Raw genomic sequence first — 18,453 nt, 5'->3', positions numbered from 1 at the left:
TATAATTAATATAAAGGTTACATAGATTTTAAACGAGTATTCTTATAAAAATCTACTTTTGATTTTTTGTATATCATGCCATTATGAAACGAGTATTTATTTCTGCACTAATGTTGTTCATTTTTACCGCCTCTTTCGCTCAAAAATTTAACCGGAACAAAAACCAGGTAATTGCCCACCGCGGAGCATGGAAGAAAAATAATTTTCCTCAAAATTCTATCGCTTCTTTAAACGAAGCCGTAAAGCTGGGTTGTTATGGATCGGAATTCGATGTGTGGATGACTGCAGATAATGTTTTGGTCATTAATCACGATCCTGAATTTCAGGGATTGGTTATCGAGAAAGTAAACTATGCTGATTTATTGACCAAAACGATGAGCAATGGCGAAAAAATTCCAACGCTTGAGGCTTATTTATTGGAAGGTAAAAAGCAAAGAACAACCAAACTGATTTTAGAGATCAAGCCTTCATTAGTCAGTAAAGAACGTGGAATTGAGGTGACCAATAAATGTGTTGAAATGGTTCAGAAACTCAAGGTAGTGGAGTGGACGGAGTATATCAGTTTTGACTACGATTACTGTAAAAGGATTTTAGCGCTCTTGCCAAAAGCAAAAGTGGCCTACTTAAAAGGCGAAATCAGTGCTGAGCAAATGAAAGCAGATAAATTAACCGGGGTTGATTATCATTTTAGTGTTTACCAAAAAGATGGGTGGATTGAAAATGCCCACAGATTAGGCTTAACGGTAAACGCCTGGACCGTAAACACTATTCCCGAAATTCAATGGCTTTTGGCGCATCAAGTTGATTATATTACCACTAACGAGCCAGAGTTAACTTTCGAAGAGCTTAAAAAAACACCAGTTGCAACAGGTTGGAAGCTTAAGTGGGCTGATGAATTTAACGATGCCGGATTACCTTTGGGAAAAAATTGGAGTTACGATGTAGGCGGAAAGGGTTGGGGCAATAATGAGCTTCAATATTATACCGATGCAGATAGCTCAAATGCTATTGTAAAAAAAGGGAGTCTGAATATTACTGCGGTAAAAGCAGACAAGGAAAACAACCATTACACTTCTGCCAGATTGGTAACAAAAAATAAATTCGATTTTAAATACGGAAGGGTAGAAGTTCGCGCCATGTTGCCAAAAGGCAGGGGCTTATGGCCTGCCATATGGGCTTTACCAACCGAAGGGAAATACGGTGGCTGGCCAAAGAGCGGCGAAATTGATATTATGGAACATGTAGGTTATGATCCGGATAGCGTTCATGGTACGGTACATACCGAAAAATTTAACCACCTAATCAAAACACAGGTAGGCAAGGCCTTAAAGGTTGATAATCCTTATACCGAATATCATATTTATGCGGTAGAATGGTTTGCAGATAGAATAGATTTCTTTATTGATAACCAAAAATACCTCACGTTTAAAAATACCAAAAAAGGGTCTGGCGATTGGCCATTCGATCAAAACTTCCACCTTATTTTAAATGTAGCCGTAGGCGGTGGTTGGGGCGGAAAAAAAGGAGTAGACGAGTCTATTTTCCCCGCAAGTATGAAGGTTGATTATGTAAGAGTGTTTCAGAAGTAATGGTTTGTTAGTTCAAGAGTTCATCGGCCATTAGTTTATTAGTCGACGGTCATAATTAAATTGACTAAGAACCTGATGCTGATTAGCACTATAAATTAACTGTCGACTGAAAATTGCTAATTGACAACCGAAATTATAACTTGCGGTATCTAAGCTATATTGTATAATTTATGGACTCACGTAGAGAATTTTTAAAAAAAGCGGCCTTGTTTGCCGGAGCCACTGGTATGGCCAATACCTTGCCCAGTTCGGTGCTAAAAGCCATGTCGATTAACCCTGAACCGGGCAGTACATTTTACGATGCCGAACACATTGTTTTCCTGATGCAGGAAAACAGATCATTCGACCATATGTTCGGTAAAATGAAAGGCGTTCGCGGATTTAATGATCCACACCCACACATTCAACCTGATGGAAACAAAGTGTGGTTGCAGAAAGATGGTCAAGGGTATACCTATGCCCCTTTTCATGTAGATATTAACAAAACGAAAATCACCTGGCAAGGCGGGTTACCACATTCGTGGAATGATCAGGTTGCCGCACGGAATGGTGGCCGGTACGATAAATGGCTGCCTGTTAAAACACCAATGACACTGGCTTATTATGATCGGAATGATATTCCTTTTTATTATGCCATGGCCGATGCTTTTACCATTTGCGATCAGCATTTTTGCTCATCGCTAACGGGAACAACACCAAACAGACTGTTCTTTTTTACAGGAACCGTTCGTGGAGAAAAAAGTGCAAACCGGGTTGCGGTGGTGAATAACGATCAGGCCGAATCGCAAAATAATGTATTTGTAGATTGGCCAACTTTTCAGGAAACATTAGAAGATAATGGTATCGATTGGCGCATTTACCAAAACGAATTATGGACCTCGAAACTTCCCGAAGGCGAAATAGATGATTGGTTGGGTAATTATGGCGATAATCCTGTAGAGTACATCAGTAGGCACAACGTTAAATTATCGGCTTACTTTAGAAAAAATGGAGATAATACCGTTAAACCGGCTTTAACCGCAAAAGATGTTCAGGAGAAATACGATAAATTATCACAAAAGGAAAAAAACTTAGTAGATAAAGCGTTTACCACAAACATTTCTCAAAAAGATTATCTCGATCTTGAACCATTTACTTTTAAGAACGATCAAGGGAAGTCTGAAACGATTAATGTGCCGAAAGGCGATATTTTCCATCAGTTTAGAAAAGACGTAGATAGCGGAAAATTACCAACGGTTTCGTGGTTGGTTGCGCCTCAACGTTTTTCTGATCATACCAGCTCACCATTGTATGGAACCTGGTATGTAAGCGAAGCGCTGGATATTTTAACCAAAAACCCAGAGGTTTGGAAAAAAACAATTTTTGTTTTAACCTACGATGAGAATGATGGGTATTTCGATCATCAGCCACCTTTTGTGGTGCCAAACCCTGATGATTCAACCAGTGGAAAGGTATCTGAAGGAATAAATTATGCCACTGATTTTGAAGCAAGAAAAGGAAGCCCGATCGGCTTGGGCTATCGTGTTCCTTTGGTTATTGCCTCACCTTGGAGCAAGGGTGGTTTTGTAAACTCACAGGTTTTCGATCATACGTCATCATTAATGTTTATGGAAAAATGGTTGGCTAAAAAAACAGGCAAAACCATTAAAAGTAATAACATTAGCGATTGGCGAAGGAATATCTGTGGCGATTTAACCTCAGTGTTCAGACCGTACAAAGGAGAAGAAATTAAATCTCCTGAACCACTAAAACGCGATGTGGTAGTAACCAACATCGGTAATGCAAAAAACAAACCTGCCCAGGTTGGTCCTACGGCACTTAATAAAACAGAGGTTGCAAAAATAAATAAGTTCGAAGCCTTTTCTGCAGAAACATCTAATCATACCCCTAAACAGGAGAACGGAACAAAACTTGCTTGTGCATTACCTTATCATTTAACTGTTGATGCAAATCTGGTTAACAATGAAATAGTACTTACTTTTCAATCGGCAAAAACTTTGTTCGGTAGCGAAATAGAAACTGTTGGTGCGCCTTTCAACATGAACACCATTGCTAAATTTAAAGGTGTTGCGGGTAAAACATGGGCCTATGCTGTAAAAGCTGGCGATTTGTTAAAAGACAGTATTAAACTGGATGATTTTGATAACGAAGTTTATGATCTTACAATAAGTGGTCCGAATGGTTTTTACAGGCATTTTGTAGGCGGCAAAAAAAATCCTTCCGTTATTGTAAAAGCATATCCAGAGCAAACTGGTTTGGTAAGCAAAAAACTTACGGGTACCTTGGTTTTCGCTATTGAGAACAAGGGCGCCAGTTTAGTTACGCTTCAAATTGTAGATAACAAATACAAATCGGGAAGTAAAACGGTAACAATCAAGCCAAAATCGGGTACAAATATTTCTTTTAATCTGGCTAAAAATGCGAATTGGTACGATTTCAGTATTGTGCAGACCGGCAATACCACATTTAAGCACCGTTATGCAGGTAAAATAGAAACCGGAGAAATTACCCAAACAGATCCATACATGGGCAACGCATCATAAATATCCCCCAAAAAGGGGGATGGCTTTTGAAAGAAATTATGCTTATTTTGTATTACATGTGCAGTAAACTGTCTATAATCAAAATAAATTTCATAGTTTCTTTCATTTTGCTTTTTAGCCTTAAGCTATCGGCCCAAAGCTATAATTTTACCAATTACAGCCTAAAGGATGGCTTGCCTCAATCGCAGGTAATGGTAATTTATCAAGCAAAAGACAGGACGCTTTGGCTTGGCACTTTCGGTGGGGTAAGTAATTTCGATGGCAGGCAATTTACCTCGTACAGCAAAGCCGATGGGTTAGGATCCAACTCTGTAAACTGTATTACAGAGGATAACCAGCGCCAAGTGCTTTTTGGTACCGAAACAGGTATCAGCGTTCTTAAACGCGGAAAAATAAGCACACTGTTTTCGGGTAAAGGGGTAAGCCATTTGCTTAAAGACAAGCAGGGTGTTATTTGGGGAATAAGTGAACATAAGCTTTTCAAAATTGAAAAGGATAAAATTATTTTTTATTCCATCGCCGGTAAAAAAATCCATACCATAAACAGCGATAGTGCTGGAAACCTATATGCCGCTGTATCAGGAAAGGGGATTTATCAATTAGAAAATAACAACTGGGTAATCTACCAGGAGTTGCCGACAGCCATTAATACTTTATCTATCCAGAAGATTTTATTCGATAAAACAGTAAAAAACAAGGCCTATCTCTTAACCTCCCGTAGCGGAATTTATGTGTTGGAGAACGGAATAGTTAAACCGTTTTTTAAAAAAGCAGGCATTGATACCTATTATTCCATCGCGCAGGATCATCGTGGAAATATGTGGGTAGGCTCTGAAAAAGGAGCTTACTTTATCAATAAAAACGGTTCGATCATAAATTTTAACGGAGAAAATGGATTGAGCGATAACCAGGTTAACGAAATATTTAGCGATGCTGAAAATAATATCTGGATATCTTGTTTTAGTGATGGTATTTACAAATATGAAGGCGATGCTTTTATTCGTTACAATAGGTTTAAGGGCAAGAATCTGGCTTATCCAATAAGCGGAATAGCGGCAGATAAAAATGATAACCTCTGGTTTGGCACTTTTAACAAAGGTGTTTTTAAGTATGACGGTAAAGATGTACAAAACATTGATATCCCTGCTTTTAAGGATAAAAAAATCTACTTTGTTTATGCCGATAAAGCCAAAAACATTTGGTTTTCTACCTATGGTAAAGGCATTTGGAAATTCGACGGAAAGAAATTTAGCCAGGTACTAAAGCCAGATAAATTTGATAACAGCTCGATAGCTGAAGATGAGGAAGGAGGGATCTGGATAAACGGACTCATGTCATCTACTTATTTAAAGGATGGAAATACCGAAAGAATAAGCGGATTTGATGGTTATTTATCGTGTATTTACCCATTGGGGAAGGATAGCGTATTTCTTGGCACCTCAAATGGCGTTACACTTATTAAAAATAAAAAGATAGATAAAACATTTCGCATCAAATCGCTCACCAATGTTTACGTACTGAGCATTATAAGGCAGGGTGATAATTTGATTTTTGCTACGCTTGGCGATGGGATCATCACCTGGAATTTAAAAACGAAAGCCATTAAACGTTATGTTGTTGCAAATGGGTTAAATTCAAATGATATTTATAGCCTTGCAACCGATAAGAATAATAATTTATGGGCCGGAACAGGGCGGGGGATTAACAAATTAACTTTTAATAGGCAACAACAAAGTTATGAAGTTTTTAGAGATCATCCGCTAATTGTAGAATGTAACCAAAACGCAATTATCAATTACAAAAACAGCATATTGGTAGGCACCATAAATGGACTTATTCAATGTAAAACCAATCCGCTTACGGAGAACAAAAAGAATCCTTTTATCCATATTCAACAGGTTAGTGTTTTTCATAAAAATGACCGGGCAAAGGATATTTCAGTAGATCTGAACGGAAAAGGAGATAAATTTTATAAACTTAACTACAGTCAAAACCACATTTCTATAAGTTTTAAAGGGGTTTACCTCACCAATCCAGAAAGCGTACTTTACCGCTACAAACTGGTTGGGGTAGATAACGATTTCAGCAAACCTGTACCCAACACAGAGATCGAATACTCTGCCATAAGACCAGGTAGTTATACTTTTCAGGTTTATGCTATCGCAAATGGCCAGCAATCAAATATAGAACAGTTTAGCTTTACCATTGTACCGCCGTATTATGATACCATTATATTTAAGATTGGCGCATTTTTGGTGCTTATTTTCCTGATCTGGCTTATCTTTTACCTCATTTTTAAAACCAGAGAACGTAAAAAACATCAGTTCGAAAAGTTAAAGTTAAAAGAGCAAGAAAAAATAAGAAAACAAACTGCAGAAGATTTCCATGATGATATTGGCAATAAACTGACCAGGATTAATGTTTTATCCGAAATTTTGGATAAAAAGGTAGCAGGAACCGAAAAAGAGCAAAAGGAACTGATCAGGCTAATCAGAGAAAACGCCAGTTTGTTATATACTGGAACTAAAGATATTCTTTGGGCGCTAGACCCACATAGCGATAATCTTTTTGAGATATTGATGCACATTAAAAACTTTGGAATCGATCTTTTCCAAAACACAGGCGTTACATTTAAAATGGAAGGCGTGTTAAGCAAATATCAAAAACTACACCTATCGATGGAGTTTAACCGAAACCTAACATTAATTTTTAAGGAGATGTTAAATAATGTGTTAAAACATGCCAAAGCGAGCCAGGTATTGATTATGGTTATTGAAACCGATCATGATACAGTAAACATCTTAACAACCGACGATGGCGAAGGTTTTGATCTTGAAACGGTACAGAAAGGAAGAGGATTAAACAATATTCAAACACGCTGCAAACGTATAAAATCGACCTTTCAGATTTCTTCTATAAAAGGGAAAGGCACCACTACAACAATTTCTACCAGAATTCCTGTTACAAAATAGCACTAAAACCGTCTTAATTAAAACCAACCACAAAAATGAGCCAGAATTTACGAATTGTTCTAATCGAAGATGACGATATTTTAAGAATGGGTTATGAATCGTTATTAAGCGATGTTGAAGATTTTGTAGTCGTTAACGCTTATGCATCATACGATTTGGCCAAAAAATACTTAGAGGCCGATCATCCAGATGTGATTTTGCTCGATATCCAGATGCCAGGCACCAACGGGCTGCAGGCTTTACCTTTTATCAAAAAAGCCTTACCTAACGCGAATATTATTATCCTCACCGTTTTTGATTCGCCCGAACTGGTTTTCGAAGCTCTTACCATGGGCGCAGGTGGCTACCTCACCAAAAATTCGAGCGCCTCAAAAATTATAGATGCCGTAAGAGAAGTGAGTACCGGCGGGGGCGCCATGAGTACAAATGTAGCGCGCATTGTAATGCATTCTTTTCAAAAAAACCTGAATTCTCCTTTAACTAAACGCGAAACCGAAATATTAGATCGGATTGCAAACGGACAAACAAAATCTCAAATTGCCAATGATCTCTTTATTGATCAGGAAACCGTAAGAAGCCATGTAAAAAATATTTACATCAAACTCGATGTAAACTCCAAATCAGAAGCGATTAAAACAGCCAAAGAAAAGCGCTTTATTTAATCTATACCTATATTTTGCTAAAAAATAATGCGAAAATCACCCTTTTTGGGTGATGCTTTGGGTTCAATTTCAGTTTAATTTTACATCATACAATTAAACAAGGCAATGAACCAATCTGCAAAATTCTTTTATGTGCAAGTAAAGCAACTAAATGATGCAGATGCATTTTATGCCAACTGTTTAGGGATGCCAACAGAATCGACAATGATTTCTGAAAAGGAAAAAGGAATCATGGTTAAGGCAGATCACGAGACCAATATTTTCCTGTCAGAACAAAAGCACCAAAACCAGACCAATAAAATTGTATTAACCAGCGATGACTGTTTAGAAGATTACTGCAGACTAAAATCGAGAGGGGTTATTTTTAAAAACAGACCAGCTTACTTAAGTGAGGGCTTGAGTATCGAATTTTCTGATCCTTATGGTAATCATTTTATCATATTGGAACAACGTAACTACAATGAGGATTAATGTTATGAGGTACGTAAAAGAATTAAGCAATAGGAATAAAATTATAAGCGAAAGCACCTGTGAGGCCATTTATGAGCAACAGAACGATGCTTATACCATTAAATTCGTTTTTAACGGAACCGAAAATTGCGAAATTAACAAGCGTAAGTTTAGCATTTATCCCGATACTTTCGCGGTAGTAAATGCCGGAACAAATTTTAGCAGCAAAATAGATTCGATAAGGCCGGTAAATACATTTTCCGTTTCTTTTGGCGAAAACTTTATTAAAGATTTTCACCATACCTTTTCGAACAGCAATGAAAGTTTGCTTGCCGGAAAAGAAGCTGGGGAAACACCTCCTTTTATCGAATCACTTTATCCGTTTTCTGGCGATATGCGTTTTAATGTGCTGCATTTAAAAAGTCAGCTCGATAAAGGTTTGAAAGACGAAATGCTGATTAATGAATACCTGTACCACTGCCTTTTAAACTATTATAAAATTTATGATAAAGAGGTAGCCCAGAAATTGGATAAACTCAGTTTTATCAAAACAAAAACCCGCGAAGAGGTTTTAAAAAGATTAACACTTGCTAAAGAATACATTAGCAGCAATTACAATCAAAATATAACATTAGAAAACATTGCCGAACAGGCATGTTTATCGGTTAACCATTTGCTAAGAACATTTAAAGAAGCATATGAGATTAGCCCATACCAGTTCTTAGTGCAGTTAAGATTAAACAGGGCTAAAAAACTATTGCAAACTACCACTTATTCCTTAAACGAAATAGTCGGTTTAGTAGGTTTTGAATGCCCAAGTTCATTCATCAGGTTATTTAAACACACGTTCAATATTACCCCGCTAAAATATAGAAAGAGTAGGTTGAACTAATTATAAATAGTGATTTCTGCATATTTAGAATGTTGGGATGAAACTATTTTTGAAGCTCTTGCAGGACAATTTGTAGAAGTTTTTTCCTGTTTAGGTTAATAATGATTAAAAAAGCAAACTGCCAGGATTGGGGTTTGCTTTTTTGCGTTTAAAGCCAACTTCTATCCAGAATGGTGATTTTCGCACATTTTTGGATTTTCACAGCGCCTAAATTGCTTATTGATTTGGTTTACGTGCACATCTGCTAAGAACCTACTGAACTAATTAATTACTAACTATTTATTCCCAAACATGAAACAAAAATTACTATTGATTTTAATGGTGACGGTTTTGTCTTATCTTAATGCCGTAGCGCAAAATAGAACAATTACCGGAAAAGTGGTTGATGCGGATGATGGCTTACCATTGCCCGGCGTATCTATAAAAATAAAAGGAACCGCACAATTAACCCAAACCACCGGGCAAGGGACCTTTTCGATTTTGGTACCAGCAAATGCAGAGAGTTTAGTGCTAAGCTATGTTGGTTACACCGAGCAGGAAGTAAGAATAACTGGCGAAACGTTAAATATCCGCATGGTTTCATCTTCTAAAAACCTGCAGGATGTAATTGTTGTAGCCTATGGAACAAGCAAGAAAGAGGCCATTACGGGCTCTGTGGCTACTTTGAGTGCCAAGCAATTAGAGAATCGGATTATCACCAATGTTACCAATGTGCTGTCGGGTGTTGCACCTGGCGTGGTAACAACTTCCGGAAACGGCCAGCCGGGCAGCAGTTCTGCCATCCGTATCCGTGGATTTGGTTCGATATCAGCATCGAATAGCCCTCTTTTTGTATTGGATGGCTCAGTGTATGATGGCGAGCTTGGGGATATAAATGCCAACGATATAGAAAGTATTTCTTTGTTAAAAGATGCATCCTCATCAGCACTTTACGGTTCCAGAGCTGCGAATGGAGTGGTAATTATTACCACAAAAAAGGGTAAATCGGGTACACCGACATTAAATGCAAGCTACAGTCAAGGCTTTTCTAAACGAGGTATACCGGAATACGATCGGGTTGGGGCATTAGATTATTATCCTTTAATGTGGCAGGCTTTAAAAAACAGCCTGGTTTATCCCGCTACAGGAACTGGTATAAGCGAGCCGGCGGCAGCTACGCAAGCTTCTAATACCATTCAAGGTCAATTGATATATAATCCGTTTAACGTGCCGAATAATCAGATTGTAGGTGTTGATGGCAAGCTGAACCCTAATGCACAATTGCGTTACGATGACTTTGATTGGTTTAAGCAAGCTTCGCGCGTTGGAAAACGGACCGAGTTTAATGTTAACTCGAGCGCAAAAAGTGAAAAAACGGACTATTACTTCTCTATGAATTACCTGAAGGATAATGGTTATTTAATTAAAACCGATTTCGAGCGATTTAATGCCCGTGTTAATGTCAATACCCAATTACGACCTTGGTTAAAAACAGGTGTAAACCTTTCGGGAAGCTTATCGAACGGAAATTTAGCACAGGACGCATCAACCGGGAGTGCCTCTGCTTTTGTGAATGTTTTCAATTTTGCAAGAACTATGGGGCCAATTTATCCAATACATGCTTTTGATGCCAGTGGCAACCCGGTATTAACCACCACAGGCGAGCAATGGTATGATTACGGAGGACATCCTGGTTCTGTTAATAGGCCGCAGGGCGCTTTAGCTGGCCGAAATGTAATTTATGAAACTTTGCTAAACGATGTATTGAGCCGCAGGCTTGCCTTAAATGGTAGAGCATATGCCGAGATCAAGTTTTTAAAAGATTTTACTTTTAAACCGACCTTCAGTATCGATTTCATTAATGCGTACAGCAGTGAATACCGAAACCCGATTGTGGGGGATGGAAGTACCGTTGGTGGTTCATCTACCAAACGGAGTACGCCAACGCAGAGTTATACATTCAATCAGGTATTATCGTACAGCAAAACATTTGGCAATCATAGTGTAAATGCTTTGGCTGGACATGAAAATTACGATTACGATTGGCGCAGGCTAAGTGCAACTAAACAAAGCCAGATTTTAGATGGAAATACAGAATTCCCGAATTTTGTAACTCCTAGTGATGCAGGAGGATATAAAGATACCTATCGCGTAGAATCTTATTTCGGTAAAGTGGGTTACAATTATCTGGAGAAATACTTTGTAGATGCCTCTATCCGTCGCGATGGTACTTCTCGTTTATCATCAAAGTCTAGATGGGGAACATTTTTCTCGGCGGGAGCATCATGGGCGGTTAACAAAGAAGATTTCATGAAAAACATGGATTGGATCAGTGATTTACGCTTGAAGGCTTCGTATGGAGAGGTAGGAAACGATAATTTAGTTGATGCAAACCTGGTTGAGCACAATAGCCTTTATTACAACTATCAGGCTTTTTATGAGCTAGGCTGGAACAATGGCAGTGAGCCAGGCTTGTTATTGGCCACAGCAGCAACACCCGAGTTAAAATGGGAATCGGTAAACACTTTCAATACCGGAATAGCTTTTGGTTTATTTAGGAATCGCCTAAGAGGTGAGATCGAGTATTTTAAACGTGGTTCATCAAATTTGTTGTTTGCCGTACCTCAGCCGTTGTCTGATCCAATTACTTCTATCCGTCGAAATATTGGTTCTATGTATAATACAGGGATCGATCTGCAATTAAGTGGTGATATTTTAAAATCTGAAAACTTCAACTGGAACTTATTAAGTAATTGGTCTTGGTTAAAAAACAAAATCACCAAAATGCCGGCAGAAACACCAACTGTAACCAGCGGAACAAAAAGATTAGAAGTTGGACGCGATATTTATGCTTATTACCTTCGTCAATGGGTCGGAGTAGATCCAACAGATGGCTCGGCTTTATTTGAGCCTAATGCTGGCGTAACAACTAATCTTCGTACGGTTAATGGCCGTGTTTTAACTACAGATATTAACAATGCCCGTTCTGATTATTCAGGCTCAGCTATTCCAGATTTATACGGATCGGTTACCAATACTTTCAATTATAAAAACTTTGGGCTATCATTCTTGATAACCTACCAGATAGGAGGTAAATTCTACGATCAAAACTACCAGGGGCTAATGGCTACTACCTATGGTTCGGCGCTGCACATTGATGCGTTAAACTCATGGATGATACCTGGCCAGGTTACCGATATTCCACGATTGGATATTGGTCGTTCCGGCCAATTTAACGGTACTTCGAGCCGCTGGTTGGTTGATGCCTCTTACATTGCTTTCCGCAACGTAAATCTATCTTATACTTTGCCACAAAGCTGGATTAAAGGCGCCACGTTAAGCAATGTTAGGGTGTTTGCAGCAGGTGAGAACCTAGGCTTAATATCCAAACGCAAAGGAATGGATCCGACAGAATCGTTTACGGGTTTAAACACAACTAATTACGTGCCTTCTAGGATGATTAGTTTCGGAATCAATGTTTCACTTTAAAAGATACGATCATGAAATATAAAAAATATTTACTCTTTGCAGGTTTCTACCTATTAAGCATTACGGCCTGTAAAAAAGATTATCTCGATACAAAACCGACAGATCAGGTTGATAATTCGGCTTTATTTACTTCGGCAGCAAATGCAAAAAATGCCTTAAACGGTGTTTACAGGTATATGTACGAACGTACAACAACAGTGGTATCAACATCGGCACAGAATAAGCCGGGTGTAGGCGGAATAATGCTTTATATGGACTTTATGGGTGAAGACATCGGTATATCTTCATCCAACTGGTATACCTCTGATGGTGGCTCCTGGATTAGCCACCGTACCGATAATAGCACCATGCTCGAGTATATGTACCGTACCTATTACCGAATTATCGGAAATGTGAATTACATCATCGATAATATTGATCAGGCCTCGGGTGCAGCTGCAGATAAAAATACTGTGAAAGCTGAAGCGCTAACTTTAAGAGGATACGCTTATTTTGGTTTGGTACAGCTTTTTGGTAAACGTTACGACGGGGCAGCGAAGCCGAACAATCAGCTTGGTGTGCCACTTTTATTGGCCTCAACCGATACCAATAAACCACGCGCAACTGTAGAAAGTGTTTATGCTGCAATTATTAGCGACTTGGAAACGGCTATTTCGCTTAATGCCACAGCCTCGAATAAGAGCCATGCAGGTGCAGCGGTAGCAAAAGGCATTAGAGCGAGGGTTGCCTTGGTTATGCAGGATTATCCTAATGCTATTAAATATGCCAAAGATATTGTAGATGCCAATCAATATCCGCTGTTGTCTGTTACTGATTATCAGGCGGGTTTTAATAACGCTACATTAGGCGAATTTATATGGTCTTCTATGCCGACATTAGACCAAGGTGATACATTTGGGTCATATTTTGCACAGATCGCTTACAACGCCAATACAAGCTTTATGCGTGGCAATCCAAAAAGGATTAATTCTGCATTATATAATCAGATATCAGCTACAGATGTTCGGAAAAAAATGTGGGAACCAGTACCAACAACAGTAAATTTCCCATTACCTGCCACAAATTTTGCCCGCCAGCCCTATATGAGCCGTAAATTTTCAGTTAAAGAAGTAGGTGGCCCATCTTTAGGCGATGTTCCTTTAATGCGTACCTCAGAAATGTACCTGATTTTGGCTGAGGCTTATGCAAAAACTCCCGGAAGTGAGGCTGCGGCCAAAACGGTTTTATTTAACCTGGTTAAACAGAGAGACCAAAGTGCGGTGGTTTCGGTAAATACAGGACAGGCCTTAATTGATGAGATTCTTTTTAACAGAAGAATTGAACTTTGGGGAGAAGGCCACAGGTGGTTAGATTTAAAACGTTTAAACCTACCGCTGGATAGAACGGTTGTTCCTAATTATGTTTCTGCTTCTGTTGCAGGTACATTAACTATACCTGCCGGAGACGTTAAATGGCAGTTTTTAATACCAAGGGCAGAAATGGAAGCTAATTCTGGCTTGGCCGGACAGCAAAATCCATAATAATTTAAAGCCCTGAAGAAAGGTTATGTTATCGTTTAATTAAACAAATGGGAACATAACCTTTTCTTTTTATCACATTTTAGTTACCTCAGCATTATGGTGTTATCGGCATATTATTTTCTTTTATTCCAGCCGACCTTTAATAAAAAAACACAGATAGTTATGAGACTAAAAGCTTTGGTGATTTTATTACTAGGTATTACAATCACAAATAATGTTTTTGCAGCTGAAAAACCAACTGCAAGCCATAAATCGGTTATCAATTATTATATGGACAGCTATATGAATTCTGACTATAAAAAGTTAAAAGCTGTTTTAAGTGAGGATGCTGTTTTTACGTCGAATAGAGATGTTAGGGTAATTAAACATAAAGCAAGTGATGTGTTAAATCAAATGAAGAAAAATGAAGGCGTAATTCAGAATGATTGCAACATCAGCTCTTCAATCGTTTCTGAAACCGATGCCCTGGTAATTGCACGTGTAGATATTAATTACGAATTGTTTAATGGCGCACAACAAAACTTTGTGATCATCGAAAAAGATAAAGAAGGCGAATGGAAAATCACCCAGGTTTACAAAGTATTCATCACCGGCGAAAGCGAGGCTAAAAAACTCGTTTCAAATTAATCTAAAAGCCCCTTCGCGTTGCGCCAGCTTCCGTTAAAAAGTAAAAAGATCTCTCTCCCGAAGGTTCGGGACTGCGCTTCAGTCGAAATGACAACTGATTTTTATAATCTGTTTGATAGGTGCATGAAGATAAAAAGCGATTAAACAATAAAGTCCAGGTTTTTGCCTGGACTTTATATTTTTCTTTTCGACTTAAAAGTTAATCGGTAATTCTACCTGCGTTCTGTCCCAGCCAATAACCAGATTAGCACCTCCAGTAATCTCTGTAAAGGTTAGAGAGAAATATTCGATCGGTTTAGCCAGGAGCTTAACCGGAACATTTACACGAACAATATCCTTAGCCTGATTGTAAGTAAAAGCACCCCATTTATCGGTTTCGCTATTTACAATAATCGTCCAGGTATCTTTGTTTGGAATGGCGAATAAGCTATAGGTACCTGCTTTGATTTTTTTGCCGCCAATGCTTACTTTTTTGAAGAAACGAATCTCTGTACTTTCGTTGGCACCAAAACGCCAAACATTTCCGTACTGTTCTAAAACGCCAAAAATATCACGTCCTTTTTTCTGTGGGCGCGAATAAACAATCTTTATAACCGGTTTTGTTGGGTCGCCAGCCTTTACCTTTGGGGCATTAAGGGGAAAATAAACAATATCTGCAGGACTTGAGTCTGCAACAGGAAATTTTACTTCAGCGGTAGGGGCCTGTTGAGCCCTTGCGCTAAAACAAAGAAGAGCGAAAACAACAACGAAGATATTTTTCATTTGTAGGTTTTTGTTTTCAGTAGCGATGAGCAATCATGATTTTACAGCTATTGGTAAAATCATAACGGTCTCATGTGCTGTGGAATTAAATTTTTAATCCTTAAAGGATCTAATTGTATAAAGGACTAAAAAACTAGTATTTTCTTCCTTTTACGATAGCGTTTAAAAATAAGCCTGCCGTTAACAAACCTAAAACACCACCTAACAAAGCGAAGATGTAATTTTGTGTAATGATTGCTCCAGTTAAAACTCCGAAGAATAAACCTAAAGCATAATATAACCAGTTGAAATTATTGCTGCTGTTCTCTTGTACACTCATGTTTTTTGTTATTTGGAGGCAAAGTTAATATTTATTTTAAATTTTAATTTGTCATTGTGCCCAATATTCTAATTAATTATCAATTCTAGCCAATTTATAATCAGCCTTTTTCAGATAAGTAATCAATTTTGCCAACTTGTTATAAAATTTATCAGTTCTTCTGGCATCGGTACCGATGTGCAACAGCAAGATAAAACCATTTAAACCATTGGTTTTTGTTTCGTTAAAAGTTGTAATCGATCTGTATATCTCATCGCTCGATCGATAACTTTTTCCCATTTCGGGGTAGGTATAATCAGCATTAGATCGCGTGCCCGGAGTGAAATTAATCAATTGTAAGCCTTGGGCTTTGGACCAGTTGGCTATGGTTTGGTTGTACCATTCGTAAGGAGGCAAAAAATAGCCCGCCGCTTCTTTGTTAATCCCAAAACTGGCCATTGCCTGATAATTGTTGCTTAAATCGGTTTCGAAAACTGTTTTTGTAACCAGGAGACTGTCGCGTTTATTCCAATCGCAGTACAATAAATGCTTGTCAGAATGTGGACCCAGGTAATGCCCATCGTTTTTCAGTTTTTTAATCAATGATTGGCAATTAGGGTTCCGATAAAAATTTCCGGTAAGAAAAAAGGATGCTTTAACTTTCTCCTGTGCCAGCACCCTGCTTATTTTTTCGCCGCCATCCGCATATTCGTCACCTGTAAAAACCAGGTAGATTTTCTTTTGGGTAGAATCGCCACGAATGTTCGCACCGAGGCTATAAGTTTTATGGTCGGGTAGAGGTTTAGCCTGTGCTTCTTTTGCCGCTAATAAGTAAATAAGAGATGCCGTTCCGTCCATTGTGGGTTCATTGGTGCTATAATCGCCATAATCATCGTGATAAACGGCCAGACCGCTCTGAAAGTCGGCATATTCATCAACGTCATTGAGTTTGATCCCGATTAAACCCTTATAAATATTGGTGTAAACAGGTCCATCAACCAATCCGCCGTTTATAGGATAATTTTTTAAATGGGTAAAGGCCGAGTGTGGATCGGTTGGTGTATCTCCCCATTGAGGCAGGCCGTAAACCATACTCGTTCCCCATGGATTACAGCCAAAAAGCCAATCGAAATTAGCCTGATCCAGCTCCGCATAAGTTTTATCGCCACTTACTGCCGAGTACCAGCTACACTGTATGGCAAAGGCAACCGTTAAATTATTGCTGCACCAAATAAAAGGAATGCCACGATAAAAGGCATTGTTTTTTGCACGGCTCCAAACTTGCTTTATTCCCTGTTGATAATAGTTGATGGCTGTGTTGTCTTTCGAATCTTGCTTGGCAATTTCGTAATGGCCGAGGTTGACGAAAGGATAATATTGATAATGCGCTGCGGTATCTTTTTGTAGCCAGGGCGTGATGCTTTCTTGCTGGGCGTAGTTTAAGGCCTGCGTCATTTTCTTTTGATCGATCTTTTCTCTTCCGAAATTGAATGATGTTTCGGCTAGCTCCATGTCATCAACCCAATTGTCTTCAGCATAAATGTACGGCGATTTTACAGAGGCTGTTTGCGTTACCCCAGGTTTTTGTAATGCAAATTTATAGGCTGTTTTGGCTTTTTTAACAAGTAATCTGGAGTACTCACGATCTACATCTTTAAATAAAACCGATCCTAAATTAAAAGCACTCGTAAATTTAGCTGCAGTAGAGCTGGTACCGGTGGTGTTGTTCATAAATTTGCCCCGCTGCTGTGTTTCGCCGGTAATAAAATAGAGCGGGCGCTCAAAACCTTTTCCATATTGACTGTCTTCTTTTGGAATCCGCATATTGATGTGATCACGGTCATCGGCCAGTTGGTTAAACATGATATTTTTTTGTGGATGCATTTTCAACAGCCAATCCAATCCCCATTTAGCTTCGTCCAGAACATCAGCTAGGCCATTTTTTCCATCCAAACCATTTGCCTGTTGCCGGTCGCTAAATACTTGAGGAAAGTCGCGGTAAGCCATTAGTAAGTGATAGGTCGCATTTGCCGAAGTAGTTGAATATTGGAGGTAGTCGCTGGCATCGTGCCAACCGCCGGAAGCATCAAAGTGTGTACTGTCTTTAATACCAGCTTTGGCGCCATATAAAACAAAGCCATCGTGGGTATGGCAGCTATCCTTTAAGTACGGGTTAAAACCACTTCGTTGCTGGCGCATATATTGTAAGCAGAAATCAGCTGCACTTTTGTACACATCGTTATTGATCAACAACAGGGGAGAAACAATACCATTTGCCCTGAGGTAGAAACTCCCTGTACTTTTAAAATCACTGAAATTTAATCGGGCAGTTTGGCTGAAGGGGCCATAACTGCCAAAACTTTTAATATTGGCTGAGGTATAAACCACCTGATTGGTCTCTTTTGCTATAATCTCAAATTTGGTAGGAATCTCGCCTGTTTTGCTTGCCCATATAGCAACTTTAACACTTTCGGTGGGGTAACCTAGCAAATTAATTCTGATCCAACTTTGCTGAATTTTTCTTTGGGTGCCAATAAAAGAACATAAGATCCATAGGGCAAACGAGAAAGTTAAGGCTAAGAATAACTTATTTTTCATTGGAATGGGTGATTATTTTATTTAAAAATAGGGTTTTATCAAGATAATGTAAAAGAAGCGCGTAAACATTTG

The 18,453-nt window shown here is 38.7% G+C and carries 12 protein-coding genes; 9 read left to right on the top strand and 3 right to left on the bottom strand.

What is annotated here, in order from left to right:
* The first annotated feature begins 83 nt into the window (after positions 1–83).
* The 9 genes from J7E57_RS14370 (at position 84) to J7E57_RS14330 (ending at position 14,723) form a co-directional block, all read left to right on the top strand.
* Positions 84–1,589, top strand: coding sequence for a glycerophosphodiester phosphodiesterase family protein (locus tag J7E57_RS14370; protein WP_215165092.1), 1,506 nt, complete (start codon positions 84–86; stop codon positions 1,587–1,589).
* 170 nt (positions 1,590–1,759) lie between these two features.
* On the top strand, positions 1,760–4,132 hold the full coding sequence (locus J7E57_RS14365; protein ID WP_215165090.1) for a phosphocholine-specific phospholipase C: 2,373 nt from the start codon (positions 1,760–1,762) through the stop codon (positions 4,130–4,132).
* Between the two features lie 107 nt (positions 4,133–4,239).
* On the top strand, positions 4,240–7,104 hold the full coding sequence (locus J7E57_RS14360) for a two-component regulator propeller domain-containing protein (RefSeq protein ID WP_215165082.1): 2,865 nt from the start codon (positions 4,240–4,242) through the stop codon (positions 7,102–7,104).
* A 35-nt stretch (positions 7,105–7,139) separates the two neighbouring features.
* The gene (locus J7E57_RS14355) at positions 7,140–7,766 is read left to right on the top strand and encodes a response regulator transcription factor (protein WP_215165074.1); all 627 of its coding nucleotides are present in this window, start codon (positions 7,140–7,142) and stop codon (positions 7,764–7,766) included.
* A gap of 105 nt (positions 7,767–7,871) precedes the next feature.
* Positions 7,872–8,237 (top strand): VOC family protein, encoded by a 366-nt coding sequence (locus J7E57_RS14350; protein WP_029278084.1) that lies wholly within the window; start codon positions 7,872–7,874, stop codon positions 8,235–8,237.
* Positions 8,238–8,241: 4 nt separating this feature from the next.
* Positions 8,242–9,108, top strand: coding sequence for a helix-turn-helix domain-containing protein (locus J7E57_RS14345; RefSeq protein WP_215165072.1), 867 nt, complete (start codon positions 8,242–8,244; stop codon positions 9,106–9,108).
* A 291-nt stretch (positions 9,109–9,399) separates the two neighbouring features.
* A complete protein-coding gene (locus J7E57_RS14340; protein ID WP_215165071.1) occupies positions 9,400–12,576 on the top strand; it encodes a SusC/RagA family TonB-linked outer membrane protein in 3,177 nt (1,058 codons plus the stop codon).
* 11 nt (positions 12,577–12,587) lie between these two features.
* On the top strand, positions 12,588–14,096 hold the full coding sequence (locus J7E57_RS14335) for a RagB/SusD family nutrient uptake outer membrane protein (protein ID WP_215165069.1): 1,509 nt from the start codon (positions 12,588–12,590) through the stop codon (positions 14,094–14,096).
* Positions 14,097–14,258: 162 nt separating this feature from the next.
* Positions 14,259–14,723, top strand: coding sequence for a nuclear transport factor 2 family protein (locus tag J7E57_RS14330; RefSeq protein WP_215165062.1), 465 nt, complete (start codon positions 14,259–14,261; stop codon positions 14,721–14,723).
* Between the two features lie 192 nt (positions 14,724–14,915).
* On the opposite strand, the gene J7E57_RS14325 is transcribed toward J7E57_RS14330, so the two are convergent.
* The 3 genes from J7E57_RS14325 to J7E57_RS14315 all read right to left on the bottom strand — a co-directional run bounded on the left by J7E57_RS14325 (position 14,916) and on the right by J7E57_RS14315 (position 18,381).
* Complete coding sequence (locus J7E57_RS14325; RefSeq protein WP_215165060.1) at positions 14,916–15,485, bottom strand: DUF2911 domain-containing protein; 570 nt, start codon at positions 15,483–15,485, stop codon at positions 14,916–14,918.
* A 133-nt stretch (positions 15,486–15,618) separates the two neighbouring features.
* Complete coding sequence (locus J7E57_RS14320; RefSeq protein ID WP_025141696.1) at positions 15,619–15,804, bottom strand: hypothetical protein; 186 nt, start codon at positions 15,802–15,804, stop codon at positions 15,619–15,621.
* Between the two features lie 72 nt (positions 15,805–15,876).
* Complete coding sequence (locus tag J7E57_RS14315; RefSeq protein ID WP_215165058.1) at positions 15,877–18,381, bottom strand: glycoside hydrolase family 9 protein; 2,505 nt, start codon at positions 18,379–18,381, stop codon at positions 15,877–15,879.
* Positions 18,382–18,453 lie beyond the last annotated feature (72 nt).

Source organism: Pedobacter sp. ISL-64 (genome assembly GCF_018613605.1).
Classification (GTDB): Bacteria; Bacteroidota; Bacteroidia; order Sphingobacteriales; family Sphingobacteriaceae; genus Pedobacter.
This window is presented reverse-complemented; position numbering and strand designations above follow the sequence as displayed.

Coding starts and splice junctions, on each gene's coding strand:
- J7E57_RS14335 (WP_215165069.1), top strand. CDS start 12,588: ATGAAATATAAAAAATATTTACTCTTTGCAGGTTTCTACCTATTAAGC.
- J7E57_RS14365 (WP_215165090.1), top strand. CDS start 1,760: ATGGACTCACGTAGAGAATTTTTAAAAAAAGCGGCCTTGTTTGCCGGA.
- J7E57_RS14350 (WP_029278084.1), top strand. CDS start 7,872: ATGAACCAATCTGCAAAATTCTTTTATGTGCAAGTAAAGCAACTAAAT.
- J7E57_RS14340 (WP_215165071.1), top strand. CDS start 9,400: ATGAAACAAAAATTACTATTGATTTTAATGGTGACGGTTTTGTCTTAT.
- J7E57_RS14370 (WP_215165092.1), top strand. CDS start 84: ATGAAACGAGTATTTATTTCTGCACTAATGTTGTTCATTTTTACCGCC.
- J7E57_RS14330 (WP_215165062.1), top strand. CDS start 14,259: ATGAGACTAAAAGCTTTGGTGATTTTATTACTAGGTATTACAATCACA.
- J7E57_RS14355 (WP_215165074.1), top strand. CDS start 7,140: ATGAGCCAGAATTTACGAATTGTTCTAATCGAAGATGACGATATTTTA.
- J7E57_RS14325 (WP_215165060.1), bottom strand. CDS start 15,485: ATGAAAAATATCTTCGTTGTTGTTTTCGCTCTTCTTTGTTTTAGCGCA.
- J7E57_RS14320 (WP_025141696.1), bottom strand. CDS start 15,804: ATGAGTGTACAAGAGAACAGCAGCAATAATTTCAACTGGTTATATTAT.
- J7E57_RS14315 (WP_215165058.1), bottom strand. CDS start 18,381: ATGAAAAATAAGTTATTCTTAGCCTTAACTTTCTCGTTTGCCCTATGG.
- J7E57_RS14345 (WP_215165072.1), top strand. CDS start 8,242: ATGAGGTACGTAAAAGAATTAAGCAATAGGAATAAAATTATAAGCGAA.